Genomic DNA, 26,971 nt, shown 5'->3' with positions numbered 1-26,971 from the left:
TGTTGGTGTTACGTGGGCAGAATAGCGTGGCGTTTTCGTTGCAGATCCCTTGTGCCGTTGCGGCGTTTCCAGGCTTGGTGCGCACGATACCCCAGCAACACCGCTACTAAGGAGGCATAAGCGTAGGCTTCGCCATTTTCATGGGTGGCGGCGAAAATAAAGTGCAACGCCACCAGAATATTCATAGTATACGTGAATTTATGCAAAAATTTCCATCGTTTGCCGCCCATTTGCCGGATAATCTGATTGTGTGAGGTCGCAGCCAACACGATCATAATTAAAAAGGCGATGACCCCCAACAGGATAAAGGAGCGTTTGGTGACGTCATCGACAATCTCATGCCAGTTAAAGATCCACTCTAGCCAGAGGTAGGTTAATACATGCAGCAGTGCGTAGAAAAACGCATAAAGCCCGATCATGCGTGAGTATTGGGCGAGTTTTTTAACGCCAGTAATCTCATAGATAGGGCGCAGAGCGAGGGAAAATAAGAGAAAATTAAATGCCCAATCCCCCAGATAGCGGTTGATGAAGCCCACGGGCATTTGGCCTACCGAATTGCCCGGCACGTAGCCGCTCATGAGAACCCGACCGACCAGCCAGATGAGGGGCAGGGTGGAGGCCATGAAAATCATGGGTTTTAAGTTGAGTTTGGTTTTATGTTTTTTCTCTAATATCTCGTGCTGGGCATTTTCGTTAAAGCCCTTGAGTATCAGCCAGACGGCATAAAGCGTGAAGAGCAGGTTGCCGGTGCCCATCAGGATAAAGGGAGAGCTTGGACCGACCGCGTCAAAATAGTAACCACCACTTTGCACCATCAGCACCAGGCCGATGCCGCCCGTCAGGAAAAAGAGCCCCTGGAGTGGGCCAAGAATATCTTTTGGGGCAAGATCGTTGGCCAATACTTTAGGCGCGATCAGAGCACCACCACTGCCCATGCCGATGACAATTAAGGGGAGCACCACGATCCATTGAAAGGGGTTGACCACAAAAGCCAGCATAACAAAACCAAGGCCCGAGAGAGCCAGCGCCGCGCCAATGGCCGCCACCCGGCTATGGTGCTCCATAAAGCGGATCCACACCGGGATCGAGATCAGGGTAGAAGCCCCCACTACCCCCATTAAGCCAGCCGCGTGGGCGGTGGCATAAAGCCGCGAGGCCCCCACCATATCGGCCATGGAGTTAAGCCATAGAGAGAGAAATAGGCTTACCACGATCATGTCGGCACGGGTATAGAACGATGCGGCAAAACAGAGCTGCATCCGGGCATCGCCAGTGACCAAGGACCAGATTCGATCATAGGGGCGCTCTTTTAGCTCCGTGCCCGGGCGTGTGGTTTTGTGTAGGTTATAGCGGGTTAAGAGCGCTCCGGCTAAACCGACTAAAATTGGCAGGGCCAGCACAAAGTTGACCGTACCGGTGTCGTGGGGGATCTGGATGATGATGCTGTAGAGGATGGTTGAGCCCAAGACCATCATGGAAATCACCCCAAGCATTAGCTTAGGTTTGTGATCGTGAACTGAAACATCGCCCATCCAGGTGGTGGTTTCCATCTGCACGGTGTTGGTGCCGATTGAGATAAGTGTACGCATAAGGTAGTAGAAAGCCAGTCCACCGACTCCTATGGCGATCTGTAAACGGCCACTCCACGGTGCCAACAGCGAGCCGATTAGGATACAGAGAAATCCATAAAAAATGAGCTGTGCTCGGAATGTCCGGCCATAGCGAAAGCCGGTATAACCGACCACAAACAGGCTTATCATCTCGGTAACAACGGTTAAGTGGGCATTGATGGTACCGGCTTTTTCAAAAGGAATTTTGAGCACCTCATCCAGAAACAGCGGTTGCACCCCCACAGCCAAGGCAATCGCCAGTGTGCTCATGACCGAGAGCATGTAGAGGATGTGTTCCGTACGGAAGCTGCGGGATAGAGCAAGCATCGGTTACTCCTCCTCCGAGTCGACGCCCGGCCAGATCCAGGCTCCCACCAGGTGGTTGTTGCGGATCATGCAAAAGGCACCGTTGACAGACATGGTGCCGGCATAGCGCAAGCTGCCAGGCGCGACTCCCATCTCTTTGTAAGCCGTGCCTTTGATGAAAGTTCCCGGCATAGGCATACACCCTTGTTGGCGTAAAAACCAACTGGGCGCAACGTTGATCCATTGTGGTGGGTTAATATCGTCATACACCAGGACATGGAGATTTTCGCGACCCGAGCGGGGAGATTTGTCCACAACCCTTAATACTTTGCCTTGAAAACGCAGGGTCCGAAAGCGCTCGTGCCACTCGGGATCCATAAAAGCGGCATTGGGCGTTGGGGGCAAGGGGGGCAGGGGAGCGTTCCACGCAATGGCCAAGGCTTGAGCGCCGCCAGGGTTGGGAGGGGCCATACGCCCTGCGGCACCTTGGGCAGGAATCAAGCGGTGACAGCTTGTACAGACTCGTGCATTGCGCCCATCCGTATGGCTGGGGGGAGCCGGTTGCCCTTGACGGATGGGGGGGGTTGTCGATGGCGGGGCTGTGTTTCGGGTGCTCTGCGTTGGGTCCAACATCGCATGGCAGCTAGAACAGACCCTGCGGTCCCGCCCATCTTTGTGCGTGGCTGGCGCGGGTGCGCCACGGGCAATGGGTGGCACGCCATTTTGGGCAGAGGTGCCGGCGGTGCTTGCAAAACTGTGGCAGTTGGAACAGACGCGTTTATCGCGCCCATCGTTGTGGGAGATGGGTGCAGGAGCCCCACGGGCAATGGGCAGCAGGCCCGTTTGGGCGATGTTGCCGCCTCTGTTTTTGATCAACTCATGGCAACTGGAGCAAACCATTTTTTCCCGTCCATCACGATGCGGGGCAGGCATGCCTACCGCGATGGGTGGTGCCTGATCATAGGCATGGTCATCCCATGGATCATTGCGCGCAATGGAGAGCAAGAAAAACGCAAGGCTGAACACAATGGCGACAGCCATGATCCATTCAGCCACTTTCATAGGGAAGCAAAATCCATAAGGGACAAATCCGCGGGTAATCCGAAATAGGTTTGGTTGGTCTCTTTATGTTGAAAGTAGGGTCAGGTGGTTAGAATACGCTACTCTGATCGGGATAAAAAGTATTGGTTCCACAATTTTTGCTAAATGGTAGCCGCCACTAGGTAGAGACAAGGTGTTTAAAGGAGATCAAACAAAAAAGAACCCTGCCGGGGCAGGGTTCTTTATGGTCGTGCCCGAGGGGAACTCAGGCAGGAAAAGCCTCTGCTGTGGTGTGCGGGTTAGGCGTCGCATCCGTTGCGTTGGCAAAGTTGCCCTCTTCTTTGTCCAACTCACCTTCTAACTGAGCCCCAGCGGTTTCAGCGGCCGATTTTTTGGCTTTATACTTTTTATAGGCCAACCAACTGCCGTAACCGGTACCCACCAAGGCGGCTCCAAGGATAACGGGACCGGCCACACCAAGCCCTAAACCAAGCCCCAAGCTCATGCCGCCGCCATTCCAAATGGTGCCAGAGACAGCGGTACCGGTAGCCGTCGCGGTCGCAGGGTCAATTGGGGTTTTTAAGGCAATATTCTGCATTTGTGGTAGCGCCGTTACATCAGGAACGGGCGGCATCTGCTCGGTGCCCACCATGCTGGTGGTTGCTGTGGCCTGAGCCGTTGGTTTAAACAGGAGCCAGTTGCCCGTAACATTCCCCGTGGCCATGGGGGCTTTGGCGATGGTGTAGCTTTTGCCGTTCATGCTGCTTAAACCCATAGCGTTGGCATCTTGCACTTTGATGCCAACAGAAGCCTGGCCACCGGCGGGTTTAAAATAGACCATGCCATTGGCTTGAGCCACGTTGGGTGCGGGCACAACTGTGACGGTTTTGCCAATAAATTTGGAAACCTGAGCAGCCTGGCGCGCCCCTTCGAGTTGGACCAGTGTGGATGGCTCCGGGAGTTGGGCGGCACTTACTGCGGAAGCATTGTTCACGGGGGTCATGACCAAAAATTTACTGGTCTGACCGCCGATCAAAGTAGGGGAGGGGTCGATGAAAACATTTTTCCCGGCCAAATTGTTGGCCGCAGCCATCTGCCGTGTCCCTTCAAGCTTGATGGTAACTGATGAGGTGGCACCGGCGTTGACGGGTGTCAGAGTGATCCATTTGGCCAACCCCATGGCACCTGCGCTGCTGGGCACAACGGTGTAAGTTTTGCCAGCCATAGTGGCCACTTTGGCCATCTGCTTGGCACCTTCTATCTTCAACATCGTCGGTTCAGTGAGCATGCCCGTTTCCTCAGCTGTGATCCACAGTTTATTTTAAATATATCATGGAGCGGTGGCTTTTATAAAAGTGTCTCGGTGAAGTTCTCAAGCCACACAGGTCCATCATTGTCCATTCTAACAACACTCAGTATCTCAATGCAACCATACAATGCTCTGCCGGGAAGGGGGCCTATACTTTAGGTGTGGTTAGACTCGGGGTGTCTGCTCAACTGACGGCTACATTCATCGCAGTGTTTGGGGCGTTGGGTTGAGCAAATAGGGCGGATTTTAAAGGGCTTGAGTGTCTGTCAGGGGGGTAATTAAGGGAGGGGGTGAAAAGATGCATCACTTTTTAACTGTTTATATTATGGCACCGGGTACTGTTTAAGATGGGGTTGATTTTTTTTGCAGTTTGCCATTATCCTAGGTGCGGAAATCCTGGGTGCCTTGCAGGGTGCTCATGGGTGCAGCTTACTTATAAGAGAGGGAAAACGATGCCCGTTAACGAAGTGATCGCAAAGTTGCAAGCGGGTGAGGTGTTTGTTGCACCTGCTCCGGGTACCATTGAGTTTGTTGCGACCCCTCAAACGGCGCCCGCTGTGAAGGCTGTTGCGGCAAAAGGTACCGCCGCGAGTACCGCGCCTGCGGTTGGAGTTACCACCGCGAGCGCCCAATCCGTTCCGGCCACATTGCTCTCAGGTAAGGTGTTTGGATTCTCCCTGGCCACGGTTAACCCTTGGCTGCTGTTGGGGGTTGGCGCTATAGGTGGCTATTACTATTTTAAAAAACGCCGTTTTAGTTTTTTCTGAGACTAAAGCGTTTGTCATTCCCTGTTCGCTTGTTTTGTCCTAGCATGCGCGTGGATTATATCGAGGGTAAAGCGCTTAAAAAGAGGGAGCTTCTCTTTTTAAGCGCTTTACCCTCTTTGGTATGCTCGCGCTTAGGCAAAACCTGCCTCCATGCCTTCATCACATCCGCAAGCCGCCGGCTTGGGCTGCACCTTTTGTAAATATCCTCTGCCGAATGCCCAGGCGCATCTTTGCAAGCTTTTTAATCGTTGTAAAATCAAGTGACATTGCACAAACGCTTCGCTCCTTACGTTACCCCCTCTGGATGAGAGAGATCATGAAACCGGCACAGCGTGTGTGGATTTACCGTAGGTGGCCTCTATCGTGCATGTTTCCCCGGGTGGTAAACGATTTCCCACCAGGAGAGGTACAATGCTGGAGCAGAAATTTAACTTGGACATGCTGACACAATCCACATCCACCATGACGATAGAGGGGTATGAGCAGGAGCAGGCAGAGCTTAGGCACGACACTGCCCGCGCGGGTCATGAAAATGTGGTGGGGGTGGTGTTGCATCGGGCGGATGAAGCACTGGAAAAGGTTATTTCCCGTCTTGAGCGTCACTTGGGGTTCATTGAACAGGACAGCCGCTCCGTGTCACCGAGTGAGCCGGTAGAGGCTTTTTCGCATGTGAGCAGCAGCCCCCAGCTCGCCGCTGATGCACGCAGCGTGGGCATTTCCGCCAACCGTGCGGGTGCCTATGATAAGGCCATTGAAGCGCTCGGGCAGGTCTGGCATAAGGATGGGCAGCGGGATGCCGAATTGGCCATGAATCTTGGTTTTGCGCTGCTCAAGAAGGGGCGTTTAAAAGAAGCCGCGCGGGTATTGTCCATACCCTTTCATCAACAGCCGCAAAATCCCGCTTTGGCCACTCTATTGGGTAAAGCACTGCTTTTTCAAGGTCTATATGAAGATGCCGCCAAGGTGATGGTACCGGCAGCCCGTAAACATGGCAGCCGCTTTAACCTGCATTTTTATCTGGGCTTGGCGTTCGCCAAGATGTCCCGGTTTGCCGATGCGCAAAAAGCCTGGCAGATCGCATCCTCTATCCGCCCCAATGATGGTGAGACTCGCCGCATGCTCAAACGGGTAGAGGGTGTTTTACAGGCTTCTTAAACGAGTAGCCACGAGTATGGACGCTGTAGCGGTTTTGCGTGCCATCTACTCTGCTAGGTGGATAGAGGTGGCAGCTTGCGCTTCTGTGTGCCGGGTATACCTCGGGCAACCCGCGCAAGTGAGTGGCTAAGCGTCTTGCACACCGTTCGCCATTGGATGAGGGCGTCGTTCTAGAAACTTCGGTAAAAAAAAAGATCCTGCCCCCAACGAAGGAGGCAGGATCTTTTTTTGTCTTGGTGAGGGCGTGTCAGATTTTGCAAGCTAGGGTATAGACAACCGGAATGCGCCAAGATTGTCCCAAAATGACCGACACGATCCCAATGATAGAGAGAATCATACTCACCCATACGGATACCAAAAGGATAACAGGCCCTATTCCCGGCAAAATCGTACTAAAAGAGCCGAGAATATAGATGAAAAAGATGACAAATCCCTGCCGGGCATGAAACTGAACATAATCATGGTCTTTGAAAAAGATCAGGGGAATCAAGCAGAGAAAGCCCATATAGCTCAAGATGGCCCAGACACGGTCCGTTAAGCTGCGGTTGCTGGTATAATGGCTGATATTGTTCTGAATTTTCTCAAAAAACATCATGGCGATTCCCATAGATGGCAGGTTTAGAAGGGTAACATTGTGCTTTTTACCTCAATCCGCTATAAAATAGCACAATAGAAAGCCAGGAGCGGAGTAATAATCGCATCCAAATAGATATTTTCCCTTTAAGTAAACGGAAAGTGCGTAGGTTCAAGATCAAGGTAGCCCGGTGACACTTTTGGCCTGGAGTTGGGTGTAAAATGACGACGCTCTTCACAGATGTCAGTGGTGATGGCATTTGGCTGCAATATGACTGGTACGAATTTAAAACCTCACCATGGATGGGGCAGCGTTACGGTATTGAGCAACTGATCGATTTTAAGATTCTTAAAAGAGGGGAGCGTGAAACGACCTCTAGGGGCTATTTACAAGGGGCAGGTTTTGGTATATTGGGGGCGTTGGCTGCGGGACCCTTGGGGATGGCACTGGGCGGGCTGTTCGGCTATGAACGGGGGCGCCATACCGCCATGGTGCGGGTTGCTTTGCGCTTTGAAGATGGCCGCTGTTTTCACGGAAATGTGAGTCGTGACGGTTTGAAACGTATTTTAGAAGACCATGCCCACCGGCTGCAAGAGTTGGAACAGGATGGCTAAAACGCAGAAGCACTCTGCCAAATAACCATTGTGTTGTTCACCAAGCTGGTCATTATGGGTAAAATGCAAAATTTAGATTTTTATTGGATTATATGCTAGACATTGGCCGCTGCAAATGCTCAAATCTCTGTAAACACATTAGGAACGTCAAAAGTAATGCCAAGGCTCTATCGCAGAAAGGAACCTTAAACGGTGAGTGCGGTAATAGAGGTAATATCGCCGGGTCCCATAACGCGAGCAAAATTGAAGCAGAAACTTGGATTTCAAAATCTCAAAGAGGTCCAGGCTTTCGCAGCTCAACTCGGTGCCGTTCAGCAGTTCAGATTGGACTTTTCAGAGATTGATTGGCTGGATAGTACGACCTTGGGTCTGCTGTTGGTTCTGCGATCTCAACTTATCGAGAAGGGGTGTCAAGCCTTTGTGTTAACTGGTTTATCCGACATGCTGATCAAAATGATCAAAACGGCGGAATTCAATACCCTTTTTGACTTGGAATAGACGTGATGCCACCTTTTTTAGATCTGCCTGAAAATTGTCGCCTTAATCAGCCTGACATCGACTTGCAACACTCGATTTTGTTTGCATTGATCAACGCTGTCGAAACCAACAACTCCATTGAATTGGAAGTTGTCTTCAAATCGCTGGTTGAGTACGTGGACGTACACTTTAGCTACGAAGAAAAAACCATGCTCCCGGAGAGTTATGGTTTTTATCACCAGCATTTAGCCCAACACCGCATGTTTGAAAAGAAGGTCTCAGAAATGCGCAGTAGATTAACCTCAGGCGATCAAGCGCAGGAGGTATTGCGTCAAGAACTTCGTCTGTTTTTGCATGATTGGCTTGTCGACCACATCAATGGTATTGACCGCCAACTCTTCGCCACGGCCAGCAACTATCGAAAGCCTTGATGTCATCCTGCTCTGAAGGCGTGTGGCCGGCCCTCAATGGGATAGGGAAGGTTGCCCGTTGAGGGGTTGTGGGAGCGTGGAACCGTGTGGTGCGCATTGTCTCGACTTTGCGCATTTTCTCCCCGCCCCTCTTTGCGCTTGGCCCGAGGGGGAGGGGCTCATGCTCAGTGCGGTAAACAGCCTTGCTGTCGTGCGGGCAGTGCTGGAGAACCTTTGCGCCTCGATGTGGTAACACAAAACGGACAGTTTTTTACACGGAGTTGAGCCACTCTGTTTCGTACTGAAAAGGGCGCATATAGGCGATGGATGAATGCTTGCGCTTGCGGTTATAAAAGAGCTCTATATACTCAAAGATTACCTGTTTAGCCTCATCTCGCGTTTTAAAGTCACAGGATGAAACCAACTCAACTTTGAGCGTGTGGAAAAAGCTTTCGGCTGGCGCGTTGTGCCAACCGTTGCCACAACGACTCATACTCTGTGTATAGCCTCTATCATCCAGATATTTTCTAAAGCGTTCAGACGCATATTGGCTACCACGATCACTGTGAACAATCCGCCCGGCCTCTGCACGGCGCTTGAAAAAGGCCATGCGTAAAGCGTCAGTTACCCATTCTGCTTGCATAGGGTCTGCCATAGACCAACCGACCACAGCTTTTGAATAAAGGTCAATCCAAACAGTTCGATAGAGCCAGCCTTCCTTGGTCGGGATATACGTGATACCACCAACGTAGGTGTTATCAGGGCGTTCCATATTGAACGGACGATCAAGAAGGTTGGCAGCTATAGGCGACGAGTGATTTGAATCTGCCGTTACAACCCTATAAATCTTCCGAGCTTTACAAACCAAGCCGAGCTTTCTCTTGATTCTAGATGCGCGTCGTCGACTTATCCGTACGCCATTTCTCGTTTAACGCTTTGCGTAGACGCTGTGTTCCATAGGTTGATCGACTCTCCTTGAAAATCTCCGTTATCCACTCTCCAAGCAGTTGATTCTCCAATGAAAATATTACGAGAAAATACGACTTCTGAAAATTCTCAATTTTAGGGGGGATTACCCAATCTCAGGTATGGATTTATCAGACGGCTCTACCATTTTGAGCACCTGATCGTTAAATTCTTGGACGTAGGCTGTAGGGGCTTTTCTGCGCATGGGAGACCTTTCTGTGCGAGATCTCATTTTCCCTCATTTTTAGTGTCCGTTAAAGTGTTGCCCCATCATGTTCGGTTGGGCTTGACATGGCTACGGTCAGGAACAATAAATCTGAGGAAGGAATCATGCCGTTAGGATGCATCAGAGTAACGACAGTTGAACGGTTTTATGCTAGAATCGGGCAAGCACTAAATTACACATAGGCAAACATTATGACCTAACGTTGTTACACAACTGTGGGGTGTTTTGCCGCCCGGTCTGCGGGAGACGCTATGCACAGACGATCCTCACTCAAAGTCAAATTGAGTCTGTTCCTCTTTATGGTCATCGCTATGACAGCGGTGATTGTCAGTTTTTCCGTGCAGCAGTTGGCCATCCAGCAGTTTAAGGCAAACCGTGATCAGCGTATTCATGAAACCCAGCAGCAGCTACTCAACCGTTTTCGCTCCTTTGATCTGTTTATGAACGAGTTAGAGGCAGAGCTGGATCTGCGCATGGCGGAGGTCTTGCCCAAAATTGCTCAACGCATTGCCCAAGGGCCAGAACCCAATGCGTGGAGCCTAAGCCAGCTGACCGCCCTGGCGCGGGAGTTTTCCGTTGGGGATATTTATCTGATTGATCATGATCTCAAGGTTTTCAATACCACCTTTAAGCCAGATATGGGCTTAAACCTGGGTCAGCTTGGTGAGAGCTTGAAAACCAAGCTGGAGGGGCTGCAAGGCAGTGGCCGTCTGGATGTAGATCGAATTTCCATGTCCAACCAGACCGGCATTATTAAAAAATATGCTTACCACGGACCCGTGGGTAAACCCTATTTAGTTGAGGTGTCGATCAATATGTGGGAGGGGGCAGAGACCTTTGGCTCCATGGCCCAGAAGCGTTTTTTTCTTGAGGAGTTTTTCCAAAGTTTGGTCGACAGTAACGACATTCTTAAAGAGCTGGATCTCTTTATCGCCGATGATCTGGCCCAGTGGTCGGTACTGCATGAAGGCACGCCTATGGATCCCCAGGCAGCCGCTCAGCTAAAAGGGCAAAACAGCCTGGAACAACTCAACAACAACCTGTTGACGATTTACACCATTCAGGCTAGGCGAGAAAATATCAGTGGATTCCGATTTTACAGTAAAACCGTCTTTGATACCGCCATGCCCGCCGATTTTTATCGTGGGGTGCATCTAAGCACCCTCGGCTTGGCTCTGGTCGTGGCGCTACTGGCCTATTTATTGGTGGATCGGTTGATCTTTCGCCAGCTTTATGCCCGTGTGCAGAGTATGGATCAAGGCCTCAAACAGATGCGCGAAGGGGCACTGAACACCCGCATCCCTGTTATAGGCGATGATGAGCTAACCCGCATTACCTTGGCCATCAACGAGCTGGCCATGCAGGTGCATGATCGAGAACAGCAGCTAACAGCGACCAAAGAGGATCTGGAAAAACGGGTGGCGGCCCGTACCCTGGATCTGCAAACCTCCATGCGAGCGCTCTCGGAGCGGGAAGCCAACTACCGCTATTTGGTAGAACATGCTCGCAGCATTATTCTCCGCTGGAAGCCTGACGGGGTGATCACCTTTTGCAACGACTATGCGCTCTCTTTTTTTGGTTATAGCGAGCAGGCGCTGCTGGGAAGTTCGGTCTATGAGACCATCGTCCCTAACCGTGAGAGCAGTGGTCGTAACTTGCACCAGAGGGTGGATGAGGTGGCGAATACCCCAAACAGTTTTACCTTTCACGAAAATGAGAATATCTGTAAGGATGGCCGCCGGGTGTGGGTCGCTTGGGCCAACCGGGCCATCCTTGATGAGCAGGGCCAGCTTAAAGAGCTGTTGAGTGTAGGTGCCGACATTACCCATCTGAAGATGATCCAGCAGGAGCTGACCCTCGCGAGGGATGCCGCCAATGCCGCCAACCGTGCCAAAAGTGCGTTTTTAGCGGTGATGAGCCATGAAATACGTACCCCAATGAATTCCATTTTGGGCATGACCGATCTGCTCATGGAGCACGCTCTGGATGCCGAACAGCGCCACGCCCTACAGGCTATTGCACGGGCTGGCGACGCGCTGATGATTATCATTAATGACATCCTGGATCTCAGTAAGATTGAAGCCGACCGCCTGGAGCTGGAGTTGGTGGAGACCGATCTAGACAATCTTATGGCAAATTTGGGGGATATGCTCACCCTGCGTGCCCAGGAGAAGGGTGTGAAACTGAGTTTGTTAAGAGAAGAGCAACTATCCCCCTATCGCTGGTGCGATCAGGTGCGGCTGCGGCAAATTTTGGTTAATCTCATAGGGAATGCCATCAAGTTTACCCACCAGGGTAGCATCGAGGTTAAGCTCAGCAAGGGGCCGGGCAATCGCATTCGTTTTAGTGTCTCCGACAGCGGCATTGGGATTGACCTACAGCAACAGGAGGCCATTTTTGAATCCTTTAACCAAGGGGATTCCAGTGTCACCCGACGCTATGGTGGTACTGGGCTAGGGCTCTCCATCAGTCAGCGTCTGGTTAAGCTGATGGGGGGTGTTCTCAAGGTGTACAGTCGGCCCGGTAAGGGTAGCACCTTCTTTTTTACCATTCCCATGGCGCCCGTACCCCATCTCGGTCGACATCTGACGCATATACAGAATTGGGAACAATTTCACCTGCTGCTGGTAGAACCTGTTGGCACAACAAGCACAATTGGACAACTGTTAACCCCGTTGGGTATGCAGGTCAGCCATCTTCACGAACTTACCCATATCAGCCAAGTCGTGGCTCAATTGGATCCCATTGATCTGCTATTGATTAATCTGGATAGCGTAGAGGATGAAACCCTAAATCAGAGTCTGCAACAGGTGCATGATCACCCGGCTAGCGCCCGGCTGCCGTTACTGTTACTGCTGCCAGAACCGGATCATACCCGTTTTGAGATGGTTAAAGGGATAGGGGGACACTGTTTGGCTAAACCAGTACGCAGACAAGGGTTGATTGATGCCATGGAGCTGGTTATCGGGGCCAAACATGCTACGCAAGAAGCGAAGATTGCAGGTGAAATTAAGGGCTTAAAAATTCTTATCGCTGAAGATTCTGACGATAATATTTTATTGCTGCAATCCTACCTAAAGGGGTCTGATCATCAATTGACCATTGTGCGCAACGGCCTAGAGGCGCTGCAACAGGTGGAACAACACCATTTTGACTTGGTGTTGATGGATGTACAGATGCCGGTGATGGACGGGCTTGAAGCCACCCGCAAGATTCGCCTCATGGAACAGCAACAGGGGGCACGGCAGCCGCTACCTATTGTTACCTTAACCGCCCATGCTATGCTGGAAGATAAACGGCGCAGTGTGGAGGCCGGCTGCACCGACCACCTGACAAAACCCATCAAAAAACAGGTTCTACTCAAGGCGATTGCAAAATTGATGCAATCGGTTGCAGCATAAAAAAGGGGCAATCTTTAAGGGGTGACAACCCTGTCCGTGCGACTTGAACTGGGATAAGGCATGGCTATGGGCAAAATTATTTAAGAGAAAGGTTTTGCTGTGTAGGTTTGGCTAGAATACAATATACCGATTGCAATTAACTTTTCACGGTATTTGATGGGAATATCACCCGCAGGTTTTCAATCCAAATTAGGAACCGTGTGCTTAAGGTTGGCGCCACTGTGAGGCCCTTTGCAGGGGCAGTGTTTGTTTGGACCGATTTTTAGGCAGACTTGGACCGCTCCGTTGTAGGTAGGAGAGGATTTATGTCGCCATTCAAGAGGCTCGGCTACGGTTTATCAAAGAGTACCATCACGCATGGCGTGGCGGTAGCAGGGGAAAATGCAACAACCGCATGTCGTTATGCCATGGTTTGTTAATGGGGTGGTAGTGGGGGCAGCTACCATCGGCGCGCAAAAACTCTTCCACATAAACATGCCGACAGTTGCGCCGTTCGACACACTCAGGAAAGTGGCACTCTACGCCGACGCTGGGTCGGCCAGCGGTTTGTCTGTAGGTTTTGATCATCCCACGCGCTCCCTTGGGTAACGGCTTTTAACTACCGGTTGTGTATGGCCCGCCAGTAGAGGGCAAACGTTTGATCTATGTAGAGTCTACACTGTTTGTCATCGGGTTTGGTGCGTAAAATATACTGTACCGTGCCATCAAGGAGTAAACGGAAGAGGTGTTGATGGTAAAGGCTGGGTAGCGTAGCAATGGTGCCATGCTCAATGGCGTCGAGCATCGGCTCTTTTGGGAAAAGGTGGCTAAAATCGTCATGGGATAAGCCGAGCAGGGTCTGTGCTTGGTTGGATGTACATAGCGTAAGCAGCAGTTGGTAACGTTCTGGATGTTCTAAGGCCCACTCAATTAAATTGTGCCAAACTAGGCTAAGATGCTCCCGTAACCCCATGTCTATACGAAGATCATTGTGGGCAACACGGATGGTTTCGCGCTTGAGTTGATGCAAAATTTCCTGCAACAGCGGCTCTTTGCTATCAAATTCTTGGAGCAGGATCGGTAGGCTTACATCGGCCGCACGGGCAATTTGAGCGGTTGATATGTTGTCCAATCCACGTTGGGCAAACAGCGCAATAGCAGCCTCAATGATGCGCTTATGTTTAGGCTCCATAACGACTCCCCGTCTGGTTGGCAGGTTTTTGCACCGGTGTGATTGTGCCTCTGCTTGGGGCTTGGGTAAAGGCATTTTTATATCTAAGGCGTTGTTCCATCGCTTTCTTACCACCACTGGCAGCTGGTTAGGGGGGGATCCATTTAGGCAAGTGCTGCGTTAGGTGCACACCTAACAGGACGCGGCAAGCACCATTTAGGCGCATCTTGAAGATGCCCGGACGGGAAGCCTAGGGGAGAATAATAAATCATAGTCCGTTATCCACCGTAGCCGCCAAGCTTCACGACAGTCGATTCTCTAGGAATATGTTTTTTTATAATAAATTGATCGTTTAGGTTGGAGAGGACTTTTTTAATGGGGATGGGGTTAGAGGATGCATCCCTGCTGGGTTCATGGCATGATGATGGGTGGATAGAGGTCGGATAACGGGGCATGCTAGGTGTTTGGGATGATCGTGCAACAACGGGGCAAATGGATGCAGCTATCTATCGCACGCAAGGTGGTTTACGGCTTTGCCGTGCTGATTGTGTTGGCACTATTCAGTGGCCTAATGGTCTCTTCTCAGCTTGTGGTATTGCAGGATCGTGTGGCTCGGTTGCAAGGTCAGCGGGTCCCCTTGGTGGTCAACGCGGTCGCCTTTGTTAGCCATGTCAAAGATGCCCTTAGTGCTTTACAGAGTTGGATGACCACCGAACTTCCCCGCTTTAAACAGGAGCGCCAACATGCCTGGCAGCAGGCCCGTCGCCAATTATTGAAATTGGAACAGATTTTGGTCACGGATCCGCGTTTGTTGGAGCAGTTAGAGCCGCTTAAAGAGGGATTGACGCAACTTGGGGTGCTGCAAGATCGCATTGAGGCGTTGATCGAAAAACCTGCTAACAAGCCTGCCCATCAGCTCTATAAAGAGCAGCTTTTGCCGATCCTTGAATCCTTGGATGTGCAGGTGCGGCGTCTTGTTTTGCGTGAAAACCACCGTCCTGTTTTTGCCGGGGGTGTGGCCGAAGCCATCAACAGTCGTACCCAGCTTAAAGAACTTGCGGATCTTCGCAGTGCCTTGTCGCTCTGCCGCAGTCAGCTAGAGCGCATACTCACGGAACCAGATGACGCGCTGGTGCAACGTTTTGGGCAGGGTTTAAAGCAGGCTGATGGGGCTTTGGCGGTGTTGGTACGGGCCGATATGAGTCAAACTCAGCGCCAAGAGCTCGGGCAGGTGCAGGAACTGTGGAGTGAATGGCCCGCTTTGGCCGAGCAGGTGATCGTCTTGCGTCAATCCGATCATTGGAATTTGGCGCGTCACCTGACGGGTGATGCGCTGTTACCCCTATGGCAAACCCTGCGTCAGCGGTTGGACACCACGGTTGAGCAGCAGCTCACCACGATGGTCGAAGAGGGGCGGTATCTGGAGCAGAGCATTGCGCTGAGCCGACAGGTGCTGTTTTTTAGTTTTGTCCTGTTGTTGGTGGCAGGTGGATTGTGGGCGTGGTGGATCAGTCATCGGCTGCGCAGTGGTTTTCACACGCTGCTGCAACGGATGAGCTATGTTAGTGACCGCATACAACAGGCTGACCTGACGGGCAACTGGAGCGATTGTGACCTGGATATTTGCTTGATCCCCAATCACCAGCAAGATGAAATCGGGGCTGCTGTGAGTGCCTACAACCAGTTGCTTACCAACTTGGTTGTCGCGCAGGGGAATGAGAGTCGTTTTATCGACTCACTGACCCGCATGCACGCCATTACGGTACGTACGGAGTGGGACTCGCAGCGTAAGATCCAGGAAATTTTGGAAATGGGTGGTGAGATTCTGGAGATGGAGTCGGCCATTGTGACCCATGTTGATGGTCAAATGTGTCAGGTAGAGCACCTGCTGGGGCAGGATAGCCTTTTTGAAATGGGGCAAATACAGCCGTTGGAGCAAAGCTTTTGCAAACAGGTGATCGACGCGGGTCATGCTGAGGCGATCTACCGCATTAAAGGCAGCCTGCTTGAAGAGCATCCGGTACATACCCAGTTTGGGGTGGAATCCTTTATCGGTACCCCACTCTACCTGGGTGATCGTTTTTATGGTGCTTTGAGTTACTACTCCAAGGTGCCACGCACGAAGGGGTTTAGTTTTCATGACCGCTCTCTGATTAGCCTGCTGGCGCAATGGGTGGGATGGGAAAAATATCGTGCTCAGCAGCTCAAACAGTTAGAGCAGATTCACCAAGATTTGGAAAATGCCCAGAGCGTTGCCAAAATTGGTAGCTGGCACTGGGATATGCAGAAAGATAACCTGCATTGGTCGAAAGAGCTGGTGCGGTTATTAGGGTTAGAAGGGGATACTTCCCACGCCTCCTACAGTACCTATCTAGAGCTTATCCATCCTGATGACCGTGCGAAGATTAATCGGCAGATGGCTGCTGTTACGCGGGGCATGCAGGATCGGTTTGAGGCAGACCATCGAATCATTTGCCATAAGAGTGGCGAGTTACTGCATATCCACGCCCTAGGTATTGTGAGCCGCGACAGCCGTGGTGTGCCCAGTCAGATGGTCGGTACGTTGCAGGATGTCACGCGCCGTAAAATGGCCGAAGAGGGGCTGGTGCTGGCAAAAATGATTTTTGATAATGCGGGCGAAGCCATCGTTATTACCGATGCTCAGGGGGATATTACCGACGTTAACCCCGCGTACCAGCGTATTATGGGTTATACCCGTGATGAAATTGTGGGACAAAATCCCAGCATTCTTAAATCGGGCCGACATGATGAGCAGTTTTATGAACAGATGTGGAACGAGATGCTGAGTGAAGGACACTGGCAGGGTGAAATTTGGGATCGGCGTAAGAGTGGGGAGATCTTTCCAAAATGGCTCACCATTGATGCCATTCGCGACGAGCAGGGCGTAATCAGTAACTTTGTTGGTCTGTTTATGGATATTACCCAGCAAAAGGAGACCGAAGAGCAACTGGAAAAACTGGCCTACTATGACCCCCTCACCGAGCTACCCAATCGCGCGTTGTTTCGTGACCGTTTGGAGCAGGAGATGCGGCTATCTGCCCGTGGAGGAAAAAGTTTGGGGCTGTTTTTTATTGATTTGGATCGTTTTAAATATGTGAACGATAGCCTTGGTCACGATAAAGGTGACGATCTCCTTATTCAGGTTGCTGGGCGCATCAAACACCATTTACGCACCAGTGATACGGTGGCTAGACTGGGGGGGGATGAGTTTACGGTTATTTTGCCGGGCATTGAGCAGACCAATGATGTCGCCCGTATTGCGGGGGCGATTGTCAAATCCTTGGGTGAGGTGTTCGTGCTGCAAGGGCACGAGGTGTTTATTGGGGGTTCCATTGGTATTGCCATGCATCCCGATGATGGTGAAGATTATGAAACGCTGACCAAACATGCCGATACGGCGATGTATCGGGCAAAAGAGGAAGGGCGGGGTACTTATAAGTTTTTCACCAGTGATATGAACGAAATTAATGGGCGACGGCTTAGCTTGGAGCGTGCCCTGCGGCAGGCGGTGGAGTGTAATCAGCTCACTTTGCACTATCAGCCCAAGGTGGATGTCAAACAGTGTCGTATCACCGGTATGGAGGCGCTGGTACGTTGGAACCATCCTGAACAGGGGCTGGTGTCGCCGGTGGATTTTATTCCCATTGCCGAAGAGACAGGGCTGATTATTACCATTGGTGAATGGGTGATGCAGCAAGCCTGTATGGACGCCAAACGCTTAGCAAGGTCGAGTCGCCATCCCTTGCAGGTGGCAATCAACCTTTCGGCCAAACAGTTTCAGGACGCCTTGTTGGTGGCCAAATTGGAGCGCTCTCTACAGCAAAGCGGTCTTGCGCCAGAGTTGTTGGAGGTGGAGATTACCGAGTCATTGGCCATGGGGGATGTCAACCGCACCATTGAGCAGATCGGGGAGCTGCGGGCATTGGGGGTAAAGGTCTCGATTGATGATTTTGGCACCGGTTATAGCTCGTTGAGTTACTTAAAAAAACTTCCCCTTAATGCCTTAAAAATTGATAAATCTTTTATTCAAGATCTCTATCTGGACTCTGACGATACCGCCATTGTCTCCTCTATTTTGAGCATGGCCAGTGCGTTGGGGTTGAGCGTGGTGGCCGAAGGGGTGGAAAACCAAGCGCAGATTCACTTTTTGTGTGAAAAAGAGTGTCCCACCATTCAAGGATATTTCTTCAGCAAGCCGTTACCGTTTGAGGCGTTTGAAAAATTTTTGCTGGATTGGGATCCGGTAAAAATGAAGCACTCCCTGGAGAAAATATAGCCTGCAAAGCGCCAGAAAAGCAGACAGTCGATATGGTGGATCGCTGACACAGCCCCATTTTATTAAGCTCAAGGCGGTGAAAAACCGGGTGGAGATTAAAAAAATTTGCAGGAATATAAGATAATAAATACCAAAAAAACAAAATATTATGGTATTTTTAAGTAAAATGGCGGGTAAAACTTAAAAAAAAGTCCGGAATTTTGTGAGTTGGCATGGCATAGAACATGCATTGAGTTGGTCAGGCAAGCAGGAGCGGTGTAGAGTGATGCTCTACCGCCCCTAACAATTCAAGCCCAAAGAAGGGGGATAGATCCCCAAGGGCGTATTGACGCGCATATCGGCGCAGTCATTGAGTCAGGAGTGGAGCCATGGCCCAGATGACGTCTCACAAAATATCAGTGCACCATTTAGGGGAGGTTAGTCACGCCTCATTTCCCGTGGTGCACGCCTTTATGCATGATGTGCAAGCGGTCTATTTTGGTCCCCAAGACAACCGCTGTCTATCCCGCATCCGTCAACAGGTGCATGGACGCACCCACTACCCAGATACCCATGTGGTGCCATACTGTATTAGCGCCCATAATGAAGAGTTTGTTGAGCGTCAAGAGAGCCGGGTAAACTGCCTACAGATGGCACCGGCCCGTCTGGATGCCTTTTTGGCCGACCCTGACTGTCAGGTTTCGGCCCCCACCTATCTGTCGGTGGCGTTGCAAGAACAAGCCTATGAAATTTTGAATTCTGCCCCAAAAACCTTGACCCGCAACGTGGTTGCTGTTTCGGCTGAGGTGTGGTTTTTACCCATGGTCCAGGGGGGCAAACGCTACCAGGATGTGAGCGATTTGTTGGCGGGTTATGGTTTTGCCGTCGAGAATTTAGAAGCCCAGCAAGGACCCGATGCCGTGCATGGCGCAGGGTTGGCGTTGCTGTTTAAAAAGCCAGAACGCATTATTGAGTCTCATCCCCACGCGGCGCTGGATCTGCTAAAAGCCGCGATGCTGGCCATTTTGCATAGCCGTGTGGATCTGGCTCACAGTTATCTGGATGCCTTTGAGACCCTGAGCAGTTGGCATACCTTGGGGCCGGTACTACATCGTCCAGGATATCTGCCCTTTTTGGCCCGCTGGCGCCACGCGATGCAGAGCTATGCCCAGGTTTATGCGCTGCCATTCCCAGAGCTTTACTCGCCTCGGGATGCCTATGGACAGGTGGATATGAGCTGCTCCATGTTAGAAGGTGATGAGGCGCTGTTTGGGGTCGAAACACTATTGGCTGACATTGGCCTAGAGCAGTTGGCGCATACGCTGCGCAATCTGCGCCATGCGCAACTACAGGCGTAAGGGCAAACAAGCATACCTAGATTAAACAAAAGCGGCGCACCCTCAAAGGGTGCGCCGCTTTTGTTTAACGCATCATCGCTGTCGTATGCGCTGCCCCGTTGCTGGGGGCTAGGTGGTTTATTGGGCGTTCAGCGGGCTTTAATAGTCCCCTTTTGCCCATGCAAAAACCGCCTGTTATTCATCATCACGCAGTTTGTTTTTGCAGTTGTCGCGGGTTAGGGTATCGTCGGCAAACCAGCTAAGATGATCCCGATAGTTCACCACTTCGCCAATCACCACAATAGAGGGTGGTTTGATTTTACACTCGGAAATATCATCTGCCGCCCGGTTTAGGGTGGTAATCATGGTTTGTTGGCGCGGGGTGGTGGCCCAGCGGATGAGCGCCACCGGGGTTTCTCCAGAGCGACCGCCCGCGATCAGCCGTTTGGCAATGGTGGGTAGGTTTTTAACCCCCATATAGAGCACAATAACCGGAAAGGCTGCCCCAACAGACTCCCAATCCACGGTGGTTGGTACCGTTTCGCCAGCGGCATTGGTGGGGGATTCGTGACCCGTCAAAAAGGCCACGTTGGCGTTGACGTCACGGTGGGTAATGGGTATGCCCGCATAAGCCGGACCCGCCACCCCAGCCGTCACACCCGGAATAATCGAGAAGGGAATGCCCTCGCAGCTTAGGCAGTAGGCCTCTTCGCCACCACGACCAAACACAAAGGGGTCGCCCCCTTTTAGGCGTAGTACCTTTTTACCGGCCTTTGCCAGCTGCACCAGTATGGCATTGATGGCCTCTTGACCAATGGAAGGGTGGCCTCCCCGTTTGCCCACAAAATGCTGCTCAACCGACGCAGGCACCAGTGCCATAATCTCGGGTGAGACCAAAGCATCGTAAACCAGCGTATCGCAGGCTTGCAGGGCCTTGTAGACCCCAAGGGTGAGCAAATTGGGATCGCCCGGACCTGAACCGGCTAAAATGACCGAGCCAGGGGCCATGGATGTGTAGGTATCAACGGTGTGCATGGTTATTTTCCAAAGCAAAAAGCAGCAAACGCAAAAAACACCAAACCGATTACGTAGAGAAGCCCTTTGGAGTTTGACAACGCCATTTGGTTCCCAACGGTTGCTCAGTGGTTAGAAACCGGGATTATACTGCAAAACCTACAAATGTGAAGCCTTTGCGCGTAGGGTTTTGGTGCCACGTCAACCACAGCTTGTTAAGCCACACAGTCGTTAGGGCTGCGCAGGGATTATTGGGGCTTCGATTAAGGCACGCAGTACGGCGCTCCAACCTTGTGCCACATTGCTTAGGTTGTACCCGCCGCCGCCCAAAGCCAATACCCGCCCATGGCCCAAGGTTTCGGCCATATGGCACAGCCGCGTCGCCGCATGACTGTGGGCTGCGGTGGAAAAGGCTAAGTGGGTGAGGGGGTCGTTTTTCAGCGAATCGGCCCCACACTGTAGAATGATAAATTCTGGCTTGTGTTCCATCAGCAGGGCCTCAATGCGGGGCCACGCAGAAAAAAAGTCGGCATCTGAGGCATCGGGGGCCATGGGAATATTGACTTTGGTACCATAAGCCGGACCTACCCCAGTCTCATCCTCACTCCCACACCACGGATAAAGATAACGACCATCTTCATGGATATCGGCAAAAATTAGGTGAGGGTCCGCCTCAAAAGGATAGAACACCCCATCGCCATGGTGGGCGTCAATATCCACATACGCAATTTTTTTTATGCCGTGTTGTTTGCGCAGATGTTTCACCACCACGGCGGCATCATTAAAGACGCAAAACCCCCCTGCAACGTCAGGCTGGGCATGGTGCAAGCCGGCAATGGGAATAAAAATACGTCGAAAGCGCTGCTGCATAATCTGCTCAGCCGCCGCCACCGCTGAGCCAACCACGTAGGCTGCTGCTTCATAGATCCCCGGAAAGGCAGGTGTATCGCCATGATCCAAAAAGCCCTCTCCGGCATCGGAGCAGCGTTTGACCAGCTCGACATACTGGGGGGTGTGAAAGCTGTGTAACTGCTCGGGCTGGGCCATCACCGGGTCTGCGATCACCACTTTAGATGAAAGGCTTTGGCGGGTGGCCTCTTGCCAAAAAGCATCCATGCGGGTGGTGGTCCAGGGATGACCGTCGGGAAAACCATACTGGGCGATCTCTTCACCCAGGTAGACACAGATCGTGGCGTCACGCATGCGATTTACCATAAAGGTTGCGGTTAAACACTCAAACGGCACCAAGGGCCAGCGTGCCCTTGATGCCGTTTATCTGTTCGGTAAAGCGCAACACACCCTGTGACCCGCTAACAGTCACACACGACCCTTTGGTAGAGTCCGCCAAAATAGGTGGTCTTGCGCAGCGTTGCCGGGGCTTTGCCCTCGGGTATCCAACTGGCGATCTCTTTATCCCAAACGGCTAGGGCATAGGGCTCCAGCCATTTTAGGATCGGCCACATTACGTAGCGGAACGGGTTGTGCTTTACCGGCTGATGATAATCGACAAAGATCACTTTACCACCGGGCTTGACCACTCGGAAAGCCTCTTTAACCGTTTGGGCCCGCACCTGCTCAGGTTGTTCATGTAAAAGAAAAAACAGCAAGACATTTTCAAAACTGCCATCAGCATAGGTTAAGCTGCTGGAGTCCTGTAAAGAAAGGTGGACATGGGGCGGGATATCCCCCAGTTTTTTTTCAAGATTATCCAATTGAACGGGGGCCACATCCACCACCTCAAGCAGCCCCGTCTTGGGCATTTGCTGGATGATGCGGTGGGTAAAATCCCCATAAACACACGCGACCTGTAAGGTTTTTCCCCCTAGGTTGGGCTGCATCGACTCAATCGCTGCATCACGTAACTTCGCAAAATTGCCCCATAAAATAAGATTAACCAACCATTGGCGTTCAAAAAAACGCACCGCATTAGGGTGTAAATAGGCCCACCAATAGGTTTTTTGCAGGTAGTCTGGAATCACCGGTAGACAGCCTTGAGGGGGCTGGTTATGTCGCTCCACACGGTGCGTTGGTAGAGTGCTCGTCCCCTCCCGAGGTAGGGCAATGGGGTTGTTCGATGATGAAAAGCTATTTGGGGACGGTCTATTCATTATTCTGCTTCCAACACAAAATGCCGTACTGTACAGGGGTAGGTAGGGTCCATTGCATAAAAGCCAGTTTAACCAAACGGGCATGATGGGCAAGCGCAACTAAGCGACCATTGTTTTACACTACGGCGTCGAGGGAAGGCCCCTCCGTTGGGAGGTACGTTACCCGGAGTGGTGTCATGGGACAAGCAAAAATCCAATGGAAAAGATAGGAGACACCGAAACCCACGCAACATCAACTGGCGTGCACCACCCTGTCGTGGCGGCAAACGGACTTTTTTAGGGAGAAGTAGGGTCCCCGGCGGTGGCCGCTAAGGGAGGGGTGGCGCATCATCATTATGGGTAGGTACAACGGGACACAGTTGATGACAGAGCGCTTCCAGTAGCCGTTTTTTGGCAATGGGTTTAGATAAATGCAGGTCGCAACCAGCCGCCAAGGCATCATTGTTAACATCAAGCATGGCATGGGCACTGAGGGCAATAATGGGGGTGCGGGATTTATGCTGCATTTGCTCATGCTGGCGGATCAAGCGGGTTGCTTCGAGCCCATTCATGATAGGCATCTGTATATCCATCAAAATCAGGTCAAAGCGTTGCTCTTGGCACAGACGTACGGCTTGCTCACCATCTTCGGCCATCTGGATCTGCATTTGACAACTCTTTAAAAAAGCTTGAATTAAATTACGGTTATCCTCGGCATCATCCACCACCAGTAAACGCTTGTTTACCAGTTGCGTAAGGCTCACAGGTGCGTGTAAAACGCTCTGCGGTGAAACTTCGTCGGGGGCTGGCTCCATAGCCGTAGCGAGGGGAAGGGTGAAGTAAAAAATGCTGCCATGACCCAATTGGCTCTTTAGCCAAAGTGTGCCCCGCATGGCCGTCACCAGTTTATGGCAGATGCTTAAACCCAAGCCACTGCCGCCAAAATGGCGATGGGTGCCACTCTCTTCTTGGACAAAGGGTTCAAAAATGATCTTCTGCCGGTGGGGGGCGATCCCTGGCCCCGTGTCGGCTACTTGGAAAGAGTATTGGCCATCAGGTTGTTGCTGTAAGGTTAGGGAGACACTGCCCTGCTGGGTAAATTTAACGGCATTACCTAGTAAATTAAGTAAAATCTGACGTAAGCGTTGGGCATCCCCCCGCACCCTTTGTTGCGGGGGGATGTGCAGATGGGTTTGGAGTTGCAACCCCTTTTCACTGGCCTTATGACGCAGAATGTCCATCACATGCTCCACCGTTTCTGCCAAGGTGAAGTCGTCCAACTCCAATTTAAGCTGCCCCGCTTCGATTTTGGAAAGATCTAAAATGTCATTGATGAGTGAGAGTAGGGTAGAACCCGCGCGGCGAATAATTTTCAGATAATGGCTCTGCTCTGGGTCCAGGGAAGATTCACCCAACAGCTCGACCATACCCAATACCGCGTTCATGGGGGTGCGGATGTCATGGCTCATGGTGGCCAAAAAATCGCTTTTGGCTCGGTTGGCACTCTCCGCCAACTCTTTGGCTTGCAACAGCGCCTGCTCGCTCTGTTTCAGGGAGTTGATATCCGTGGCGACCTCTAGCCGCACGGTGCGGCCATCCACCCAGGTGATGGGCTGGGAGTGGGCCGAGTACCAACGGTGGTTGATGGGGCTGCAATACTCCCAGCTCTGAGCATGGTTGCGGCCCCGGCTGCGGGAAGCTGGTGTGCCTTGCGAGAGACGCTTTTTGTTTGGGTAGAGCAGCTCCTCACGTTCCCCTTTCAAATTACCCGCAATATCGAATAAATATCGGTTGTGGTAGAGTATCTCTCCAGTTTGCGGGTCGGCGACATAGACAATTGATTGTAAACTATCCAAAATCGTAATAAGACGCCCATGGGAGGCTTCGAGCTGATGTCGGTTGTGGCTTAATGCCGCTTCAATACGCCGCCGCTCGGTAATGTCATGTACAATCGAATAAAGTAGGGCACGTCCTTGGATCTCCACCGGTCCCGAGTGAATTTCAACATCACGCACCTCACCGCTGCTAAGGCGATGGCGGAACTGGAAATGGTTGCGATTTTCCTGCTCGGCCCGCAGCATTTCCTGCTCAATTTCGTCCCGTGTGAGAATGTTGATCTGCGCGATGTTCATTTGGCGTAAGGTATCGCAACTGTAGCCATAATAGTCTGCCGCGGCCATGTTGGCATCGACGATTTGGCCGTTAACGGGATCAATTAACAGCTCAACCGCTTTATTGCGTTGAAAAAGTTGCCGATAACGCTGTTCGCTTTCTACCAGAGCGGCCTCAGCCCGCCGCCGATCGGTAATATCCCTCGTCATATTAATCAAAAATTCAGGCTCATCCATGGCGTTGGTCAGAGCTGTGACGGTACTCTCAACCCATATCCAACTACCATCTTTATGGAGAATCCGTTTTTCAAGGGTATACACACTGCGCTTTTTTTTAGCCAGATCATGCAATAAAGATAAATTTTCAGGAAAATCGCTGGGGTGTGTGAGCGACTGTAATGAGCGCCCTACCAGTTCGTCTGGGCTGTAGCCCAGCAAGTTAGCGTACGCGCTGTTTACTTTTATAATGGTACCATGGATATCCCCTTGTGCCACGGCCAAGCCTGCGTGCTCAAAAATGGCGCGGAACCTTTTTTCACTCTCCTTTACTTGGGCAATGATGTGATTATGTTCGCTTAGGTCCACAGCGGTGTGTATGCAGTGGGTAATACGTCCCGATGTATCCCATAAAGCACGGGTGGAGAGGTTGACCGAAACCCGACGACCCAACGCGGTGCAGAGGGGGAGCTCTAATTCAAAATTTTCAGTGAGGTGTCGTACAAGTCTCTCATATTGATCAATATAATAATCACGATGGCGGGGGTCGAGCCACTGATCAATGGGGGTATTAAGCAGCGCCTTAGGCTGGCACTCCAGCAGCACGCAAAGTTGTTTGTTGGCATGTAAAAACAGGCGGTCCGGGGTGGTAATCGCCATGCCTACCACGCCGTGGGCAAAATAGTCATGGAAAAGGCGTTCTTGCTGCTTGAGTTGGGTGTGAGCAAAGCGCAGGGCCTGTTCACCGCGTATGCGGTCGGTGACGTTCATTTGGGTGCCCATCATACGCAAAGGGGTCTGCTGATCTCCCCACTGTACCACTTTACCCCGGGTGAGCAGCCAGAGCCATGTGCCTTTTTTGGTGTGCTGGCGGTGTTCAATTTCAAAATGTTGGGTGTGTCCCTGTAAGTGCTGTTCCAGAGCCTCTAGGGTGGCGGTTTTATCGTCAGGGTGAATTTGCGTTATCCAAGCTTGGTAGGTGTGGGGAATTTCACCCGGCTCAAAGCCGAGCATGCGTTCCCAGTGGCAACTAAAATAGAGCGCTCCGCTGGCAATATCCCACTCCCACATCCCCTCTTGCGCACCCTCTAGGATAAGGTTAAGGCGCTCTTCACTGTGAACCAAGGCATCGCCAATTTTGCGTAGCAGGGTGATGTTTTGCACGGAACCAAACAGGCGTTGGGGTGAACCGGATGGACGAGGTGTGCTCTGCATGACGCAGCGGATGACTTTGGTCCAGATCTCCCCAATTTCCACATGAAACTCAACCTCCACGGGCTGACCTGGATTTTGCCAAGCTTGGGCCATGGCTTGGAGAATGGCGGGACGATCTTGGGGGATAGCCAGTTGGGCAAAGCTCTCCATGGTTGGGTGGTAGTGTTCTTGGAACTGGCCTAATATGGTATAAGTCTCAGTTGACCAGGAGGTGTGCTTACGCTCTCTGTCGCACCACCAAGAACCAAGGTTGATAATGGGCAGGAGCTGCTGGATTTCAGATAACTCGATGAGTTGGGCTGGGGATGGTGTCTTAATTTATGGGTTTAATTTGGCTCAGGTGGTAGGCCAGCAATGGTGGAAATGCAGGGTCTTGGGCGTCACCTAAGAGGCGAGTAAAGCCCTGTTTATGCCAAGCCAGTTGCTGTTCGGGGTTGGCGTGATCCAGTAAAATGAGGGTGTGGCTGGCATGTTTGAGCAGTGGTTCAGGTAGAGCGCTGGGAGGATTGTGTAGAAGCAGCCATCTGTCTGTGTAGGACGCAGGCTCTTGGATCACCTCTGCCCAGCTTGAGAGGGTGACAGGCTTGTGTAGGGCGTGCATGCTCCGTTGCAAGCGTAGGCTAAAGTCACCTTGGTCAGTGATCAGCAGCGGGGCGTGATTGCCTAGCATAGCGTAACCTAATTTCTTTCAATGAGATGTCAATAAAAA

Annotated in this window: 19 protein-coding genes and 1 pseudogene; 8 read left to right on the top strand and 12 right to left on the bottom strand. The window is 51.6% G+C overall.

Annotated elements, in window-relative coordinates:
* Positions 1-8: 8 nt before the first annotated feature.
* The 3 genes from mamZ to mamD all read right to left on the bottom strand — a co-directional run bounded on the left by mamZ (position 9) and on the right by mamD (position 4,245).
* Entirely contained in the window at positions 9-1,937 is a 1,929-nt protein-coding gene (gene mamZ / locus MMC1_RS11505; RefSeq protein ID WP_011713861.1) for a magnetosome biogenesis transporter MamZ, read from the bottom strand.
* Positions 1,938-1,940: 3 nt separating this feature from the next.
* Positions 1,941-2,978, bottom strand: coding sequence for a magnetochrome domain-containing protein (locus MMC1_RS11500; protein ID WP_011713860.1), 1,038 nt, complete (start codon positions 2,976-2,978; stop codon positions 1,941-1,943).
* Between the two features lie 244 nt (positions 2,979-3,222).
* Positions 3,223-4,245: a magnetosome protein MamD gene (mamD, locus tag MMC1_RS11490; protein WP_011713859.1), complete on the bottom strand. Its 1,023-nt coding sequence runs from the start codon at positions 4,243-4,245 to the stop codon at positions 3,223-3,225.
* A gap of 473 nt (positions 4,246-4,718) precedes the next feature.
* Between mamD and MMC1_RS11485 the strand changes: the two genes are divergently transcribed.
* Positions 4,719-5,033, top strand: coding sequence for a hypothetical protein (locus tag MMC1_RS11485; protein WP_041641191.1), 315 nt, complete (start codon positions 4,719-4,721; stop codon positions 5,031-5,033).
* Between the two features lie 411 nt (positions 5,034-5,444).
* Positions 5,445-6,188 carry a tetratricopeptide repeat protein gene (locus MMC1_RS11480; protein WP_011713857.1) on the top strand — a complete coding sequence of 248 codons (744 nt, stop codon included), beginning with the start codon at positions 5,445-5,447 and terminating at the stop codon, positions 6,186-6,188.
* A 247-nt stretch (positions 6,189-6,435) separates the two neighbouring features.
* On the opposite strand, the gene MMC1_RS11475 is transcribed toward MMC1_RS11480, so the two are convergent.
* Positions 6,436-6,783 carry a magnetosome magnetite crystal formation protein family gene (locus MMC1_RS11475; RefSeq protein WP_049757666.1) on the bottom strand — a complete coding sequence of 116 codons (348 nt, stop codon included), beginning with the start codon at positions 6,781-6,783 and terminating at the stop codon, positions 6,436-6,438.
* 200 nt (positions 6,784-6,983) lie between these two features.
* Here MMC1_RS11475 and MMC1_RS11470 point away from each other — a divergent pair, with 200 nt between their 5' ends.
* From MMC1_RS11470 to MMC1_RS11460, 3 genes are all read left to right on the top strand, one after another.
* The gene (locus MMC1_RS11470; protein ID WP_011713855.1) at positions 6,984-7,376 is read left to right on the top strand and encodes a hypothetical protein; all 393 of its coding nucleotides are present in this window, start codon (positions 6,984-6,986) and stop codon (positions 7,374-7,376) included.
* A 192-nt stretch (positions 7,377-7,568) separates the two neighbouring features.
* Positions 7,569-7,874 (top strand): STAS domain-containing protein, encoded by a 306-nt coding sequence (locus MMC1_RS11465; RefSeq protein WP_011713854.1) that lies wholly within the window; start codon positions 7,569-7,571, stop codon positions 7,872-7,874.
* Positions 7,875-7,879: 5 nt separating this feature from the next.
* Positions 7,880-8,284, top strand: coding sequence for a bacteriohemerythrin (locus MMC1_RS11460; protein WP_011713853.1), 405 nt, complete (start codon positions 7,880-7,882; stop codon positions 8,282-8,284).
* Positions 8,285-8,534: 250 nt separating this feature from the next.
* Here MMC1_RS11460 and MMC1_RS11455 read toward each other — a convergent pair.
* Positions 8,535-9,279 (bottom strand): annotated as a pseudogene (locus tag MMC1_RS11455) (IS3 family transposase); the annotation flags it as partial.
* A gap of 427 nt (positions 9,280-9,706) precedes the next feature.
* Here MMC1_RS11455 and MMC1_RS11450 point away from each other — a divergent pair.
* Positions 9,707-12,856 carry a hybrid sensor histidine kinase/response regulator gene (locus tag MMC1_RS11450; RefSeq protein ID WP_011713851.1) on the top strand — a complete coding sequence of 1,050 codons (3,150 nt, stop codon included), beginning with the start codon at positions 9,707-9,709 and terminating at the stop codon, positions 12,854-12,856.
* Between the two features lie 351 nt (positions 12,857-13,207).
* Here MMC1_RS11450 and MMC1_RS11445 read toward each other — a convergent pair whose 3' ends face one another.
* Together MMC1_RS11445 and MMC1_RS11440 are read right to left on the bottom strand one after the other, a co-directional pair.
* Positions 13,208-13,423 carry a hypothetical protein gene (locus MMC1_RS11445; protein WP_041641188.1) on the bottom strand — a complete coding sequence of 72 codons (216 nt, stop codon included), beginning with the start codon at positions 13,421-13,423 and terminating at the stop codon, positions 13,208-13,210.
* A 31-nt stretch (positions 13,424-13,454) separates the two neighbouring features.
* The gene (locus MMC1_RS11440; RefSeq protein ID WP_011713850.1) at positions 13,455-14,027 is read right to left on the bottom strand and encodes a TetR/AcrR family transcriptional regulator; all 573 of its coding nucleotides are present in this window, start codon (positions 14,025-14,027) and stop codon (positions 13,455-13,457) included.
* A gap of 448 nt (positions 14,028-14,475) precedes the next feature.
* Between MMC1_RS11440 and MMC1_RS20130 the strand changes: the two genes are divergently transcribed.
* On the top strand, positions 14,476-18,303 hold the full coding sequence (locus MMC1_RS20130; RefSeq protein ID WP_011713849.1) for an EAL domain-containing protein: 3,828 nt from the start codon (positions 14,476-14,478) through the stop codon (positions 18,301-18,303).
* A 368-nt stretch (positions 18,304-18,671) separates the two neighbouring features.
* Positions 18,672-19,640, top strand: coding sequence for a hypothetical protein (locus MMC1_RS11430; RefSeq protein WP_011713848.1), 969 nt, complete (start codon positions 18,672-18,674; stop codon positions 19,638-19,640).
* A gap of 174 nt (positions 19,641-19,814) precedes the next feature.
* Here MMC1_RS11430 and cobA read toward each other — a convergent pair whose 3' ends face one another.
* The 5 genes from cobA to MMC1_RS11405 form a co-directional block, all read right to left on the bottom strand.
* Entirely contained in the window at positions 19,815-20,654 is an 840-nt protein-coding gene (gene cobA / locus MMC1_RS11425; RefSeq protein ID WP_011713847.1) for a uroporphyrinogen-III C-methyltransferase, read from the bottom strand.
* Between the two features lie 210 nt (positions 20,655-20,864).
* A complete protein-coding gene (locus MMC1_RS11420) occupies positions 20,865-21,836 on the bottom strand; it encodes an acetoin utilization protein AcuC (RefSeq protein WP_041641186.1) in 972 nt (323 codons plus the stop codon).
* A gap of 107 nt (positions 21,837-21,943) precedes the next feature.
* Entirely contained in the window at positions 21,944-22,651 is a 708-nt protein-coding gene (rquA, locus tag MMC1_RS11415; RefSeq protein WP_041641185.1) for a rhodoquinone biosynthesis methyltransferase RquA, read from the bottom strand.
* Positions 22,652-23,049: 398 nt separating this feature from the next.
* Positions 23,050-26,412 (bottom strand): PAS domain S-box protein, encoded by a 3,363-nt coding sequence (locus MMC1_RS20125; protein WP_011713844.1) that lies wholly within the window; start codon positions 26,410-26,412, stop codon positions 23,050-23,052.
* Positions 26,413-26,575: 163 nt separating this feature from the next.
* The gene (locus MMC1_RS11405; protein ID WP_011713843.1) at positions 26,576-26,932 is read right to left on the bottom strand and encodes a hypothetical protein; all 357 of its coding nucleotides are present in this window, start codon (positions 26,930-26,932) and stop codon (positions 26,576-26,578) included.
* Positions 26,933-26,971 lie beyond the last annotated feature (39 nt).

Source organism: Magnetococcus marinus MC-1 (assembly GCF_000014865.1).
Lineage (GTDB): Bacteria > Pseudomonadota > Magnetococcia > Magnetococcales > Magnetococcaceae > Magnetococcus > Magnetococcus marinus.
This window is presented reverse-complemented; position numbering and strand designations above follow the sequence as displayed.

Coding starts and splice junctions, on each gene's coding strand:
- MMC1_RS11460 (WP_011713853.1), top strand. CDS start 7,880: ATGCCACCTTTTTTAGATCTGCCTGAAAATTGTCGCCTTAATCAGCCT.
- MMC1_RS11430 (WP_011713848.1), top strand. CDS start 18,672: ATGGCCCAGATGACGTCTCACAAAATATCAGTGCACCATTTAGGGGAG.
- mamD (WP_011713859.1), bottom strand. CDS start 4,245: ATGCTCACTGAACCGACGATGTTGAAGATAGAAGGTGCCAAGCAGATG.
- cobA (WP_011713847.1), bottom strand. CDS start 20,654: ATGCACACCGTTGATACCTACACATCCATGGCCCCTGGCTCGGTCATT.
- mamZ (WP_011713861.1), bottom strand. CDS start 1,937: ATGCTTGCTCTATCCCGCAGCTTCCGTACGGAACACATCCTCTACATG.
- MMC1_RS11470 (WP_011713855.1), top strand. CDS start 6,984: ATGACGACGCTCTTCACAGATGTCAGTGGTGATGGCATTTGGCTGCAA.
- MMC1_RS11475 (WP_049757666.1), bottom strand. CDS start 6,783: ATGATGTTTTTTGAGAAAATTCAGAACAATATCAGCCATTATACCAGC.
- MMC1_RS11445 (WP_041641188.1), bottom strand. CDS start 13,423: ATGATCAAAACCTACAGACAAACCGCTGGCCGACCCAGCGTCGGCGTA.
- MMC1_RS11440 (WP_011713850.1), bottom strand. CDS start 14,027: ATGGAGCCTAAACATAAGCGCATCATTGAGGCTGCTATTGCGCTGTTT.
- MMC1_RS20125 (WP_011713844.1), bottom strand. CDS start 26,412: ATGGAGAGCTTTGCCCAACTGGCTATCCCCCAAGATCGTCCCGCCATT.
- MMC1_RS11500 (WP_011713860.1), bottom strand. CDS start 2,978: ATGAAAGTGGCTGAATGGATCATGGCTGTCGCCATTGTGTTCAGCCTT.
- MMC1_RS11405 (WP_011713843.1), bottom strand. CDS start 26,932: ATGCTAGGCAATCACGCCCCGCTGCTGATCACTGACCAAGGTGACTTT.
- MMC1_RS11485 (WP_041641191.1), top strand. CDS start 4,719: ATGCCCGTTAACGAAGTGATCGCAAAGTTGCAAGCGGGTGAGGTGTTT.
- MMC1_RS11480 (WP_011713857.1), top strand. CDS start 5,445: ATGCTGGAGCAGAAATTTAACTTGGACATGCTGACACAATCCACATCC.
- MMC1_RS20130 (WP_011713849.1), top strand. CDS start 14,476: ATGATCGTGCAACAACGGGGCAAATGGATGCAGCTATCTATCGCACGC.
- MMC1_RS11420 (WP_041641186.1), bottom strand. CDS start 21,836: ATGCGTGACGCCACGATCTGTGTCTACCTGGGTGAAGAGATCGCCCAG.
- MMC1_RS11450 (WP_011713851.1), top strand. CDS start 9,707: ATGCACAGACGATCCTCACTCAAAGTCAAATTGAGTCTGTTCCTCTTT.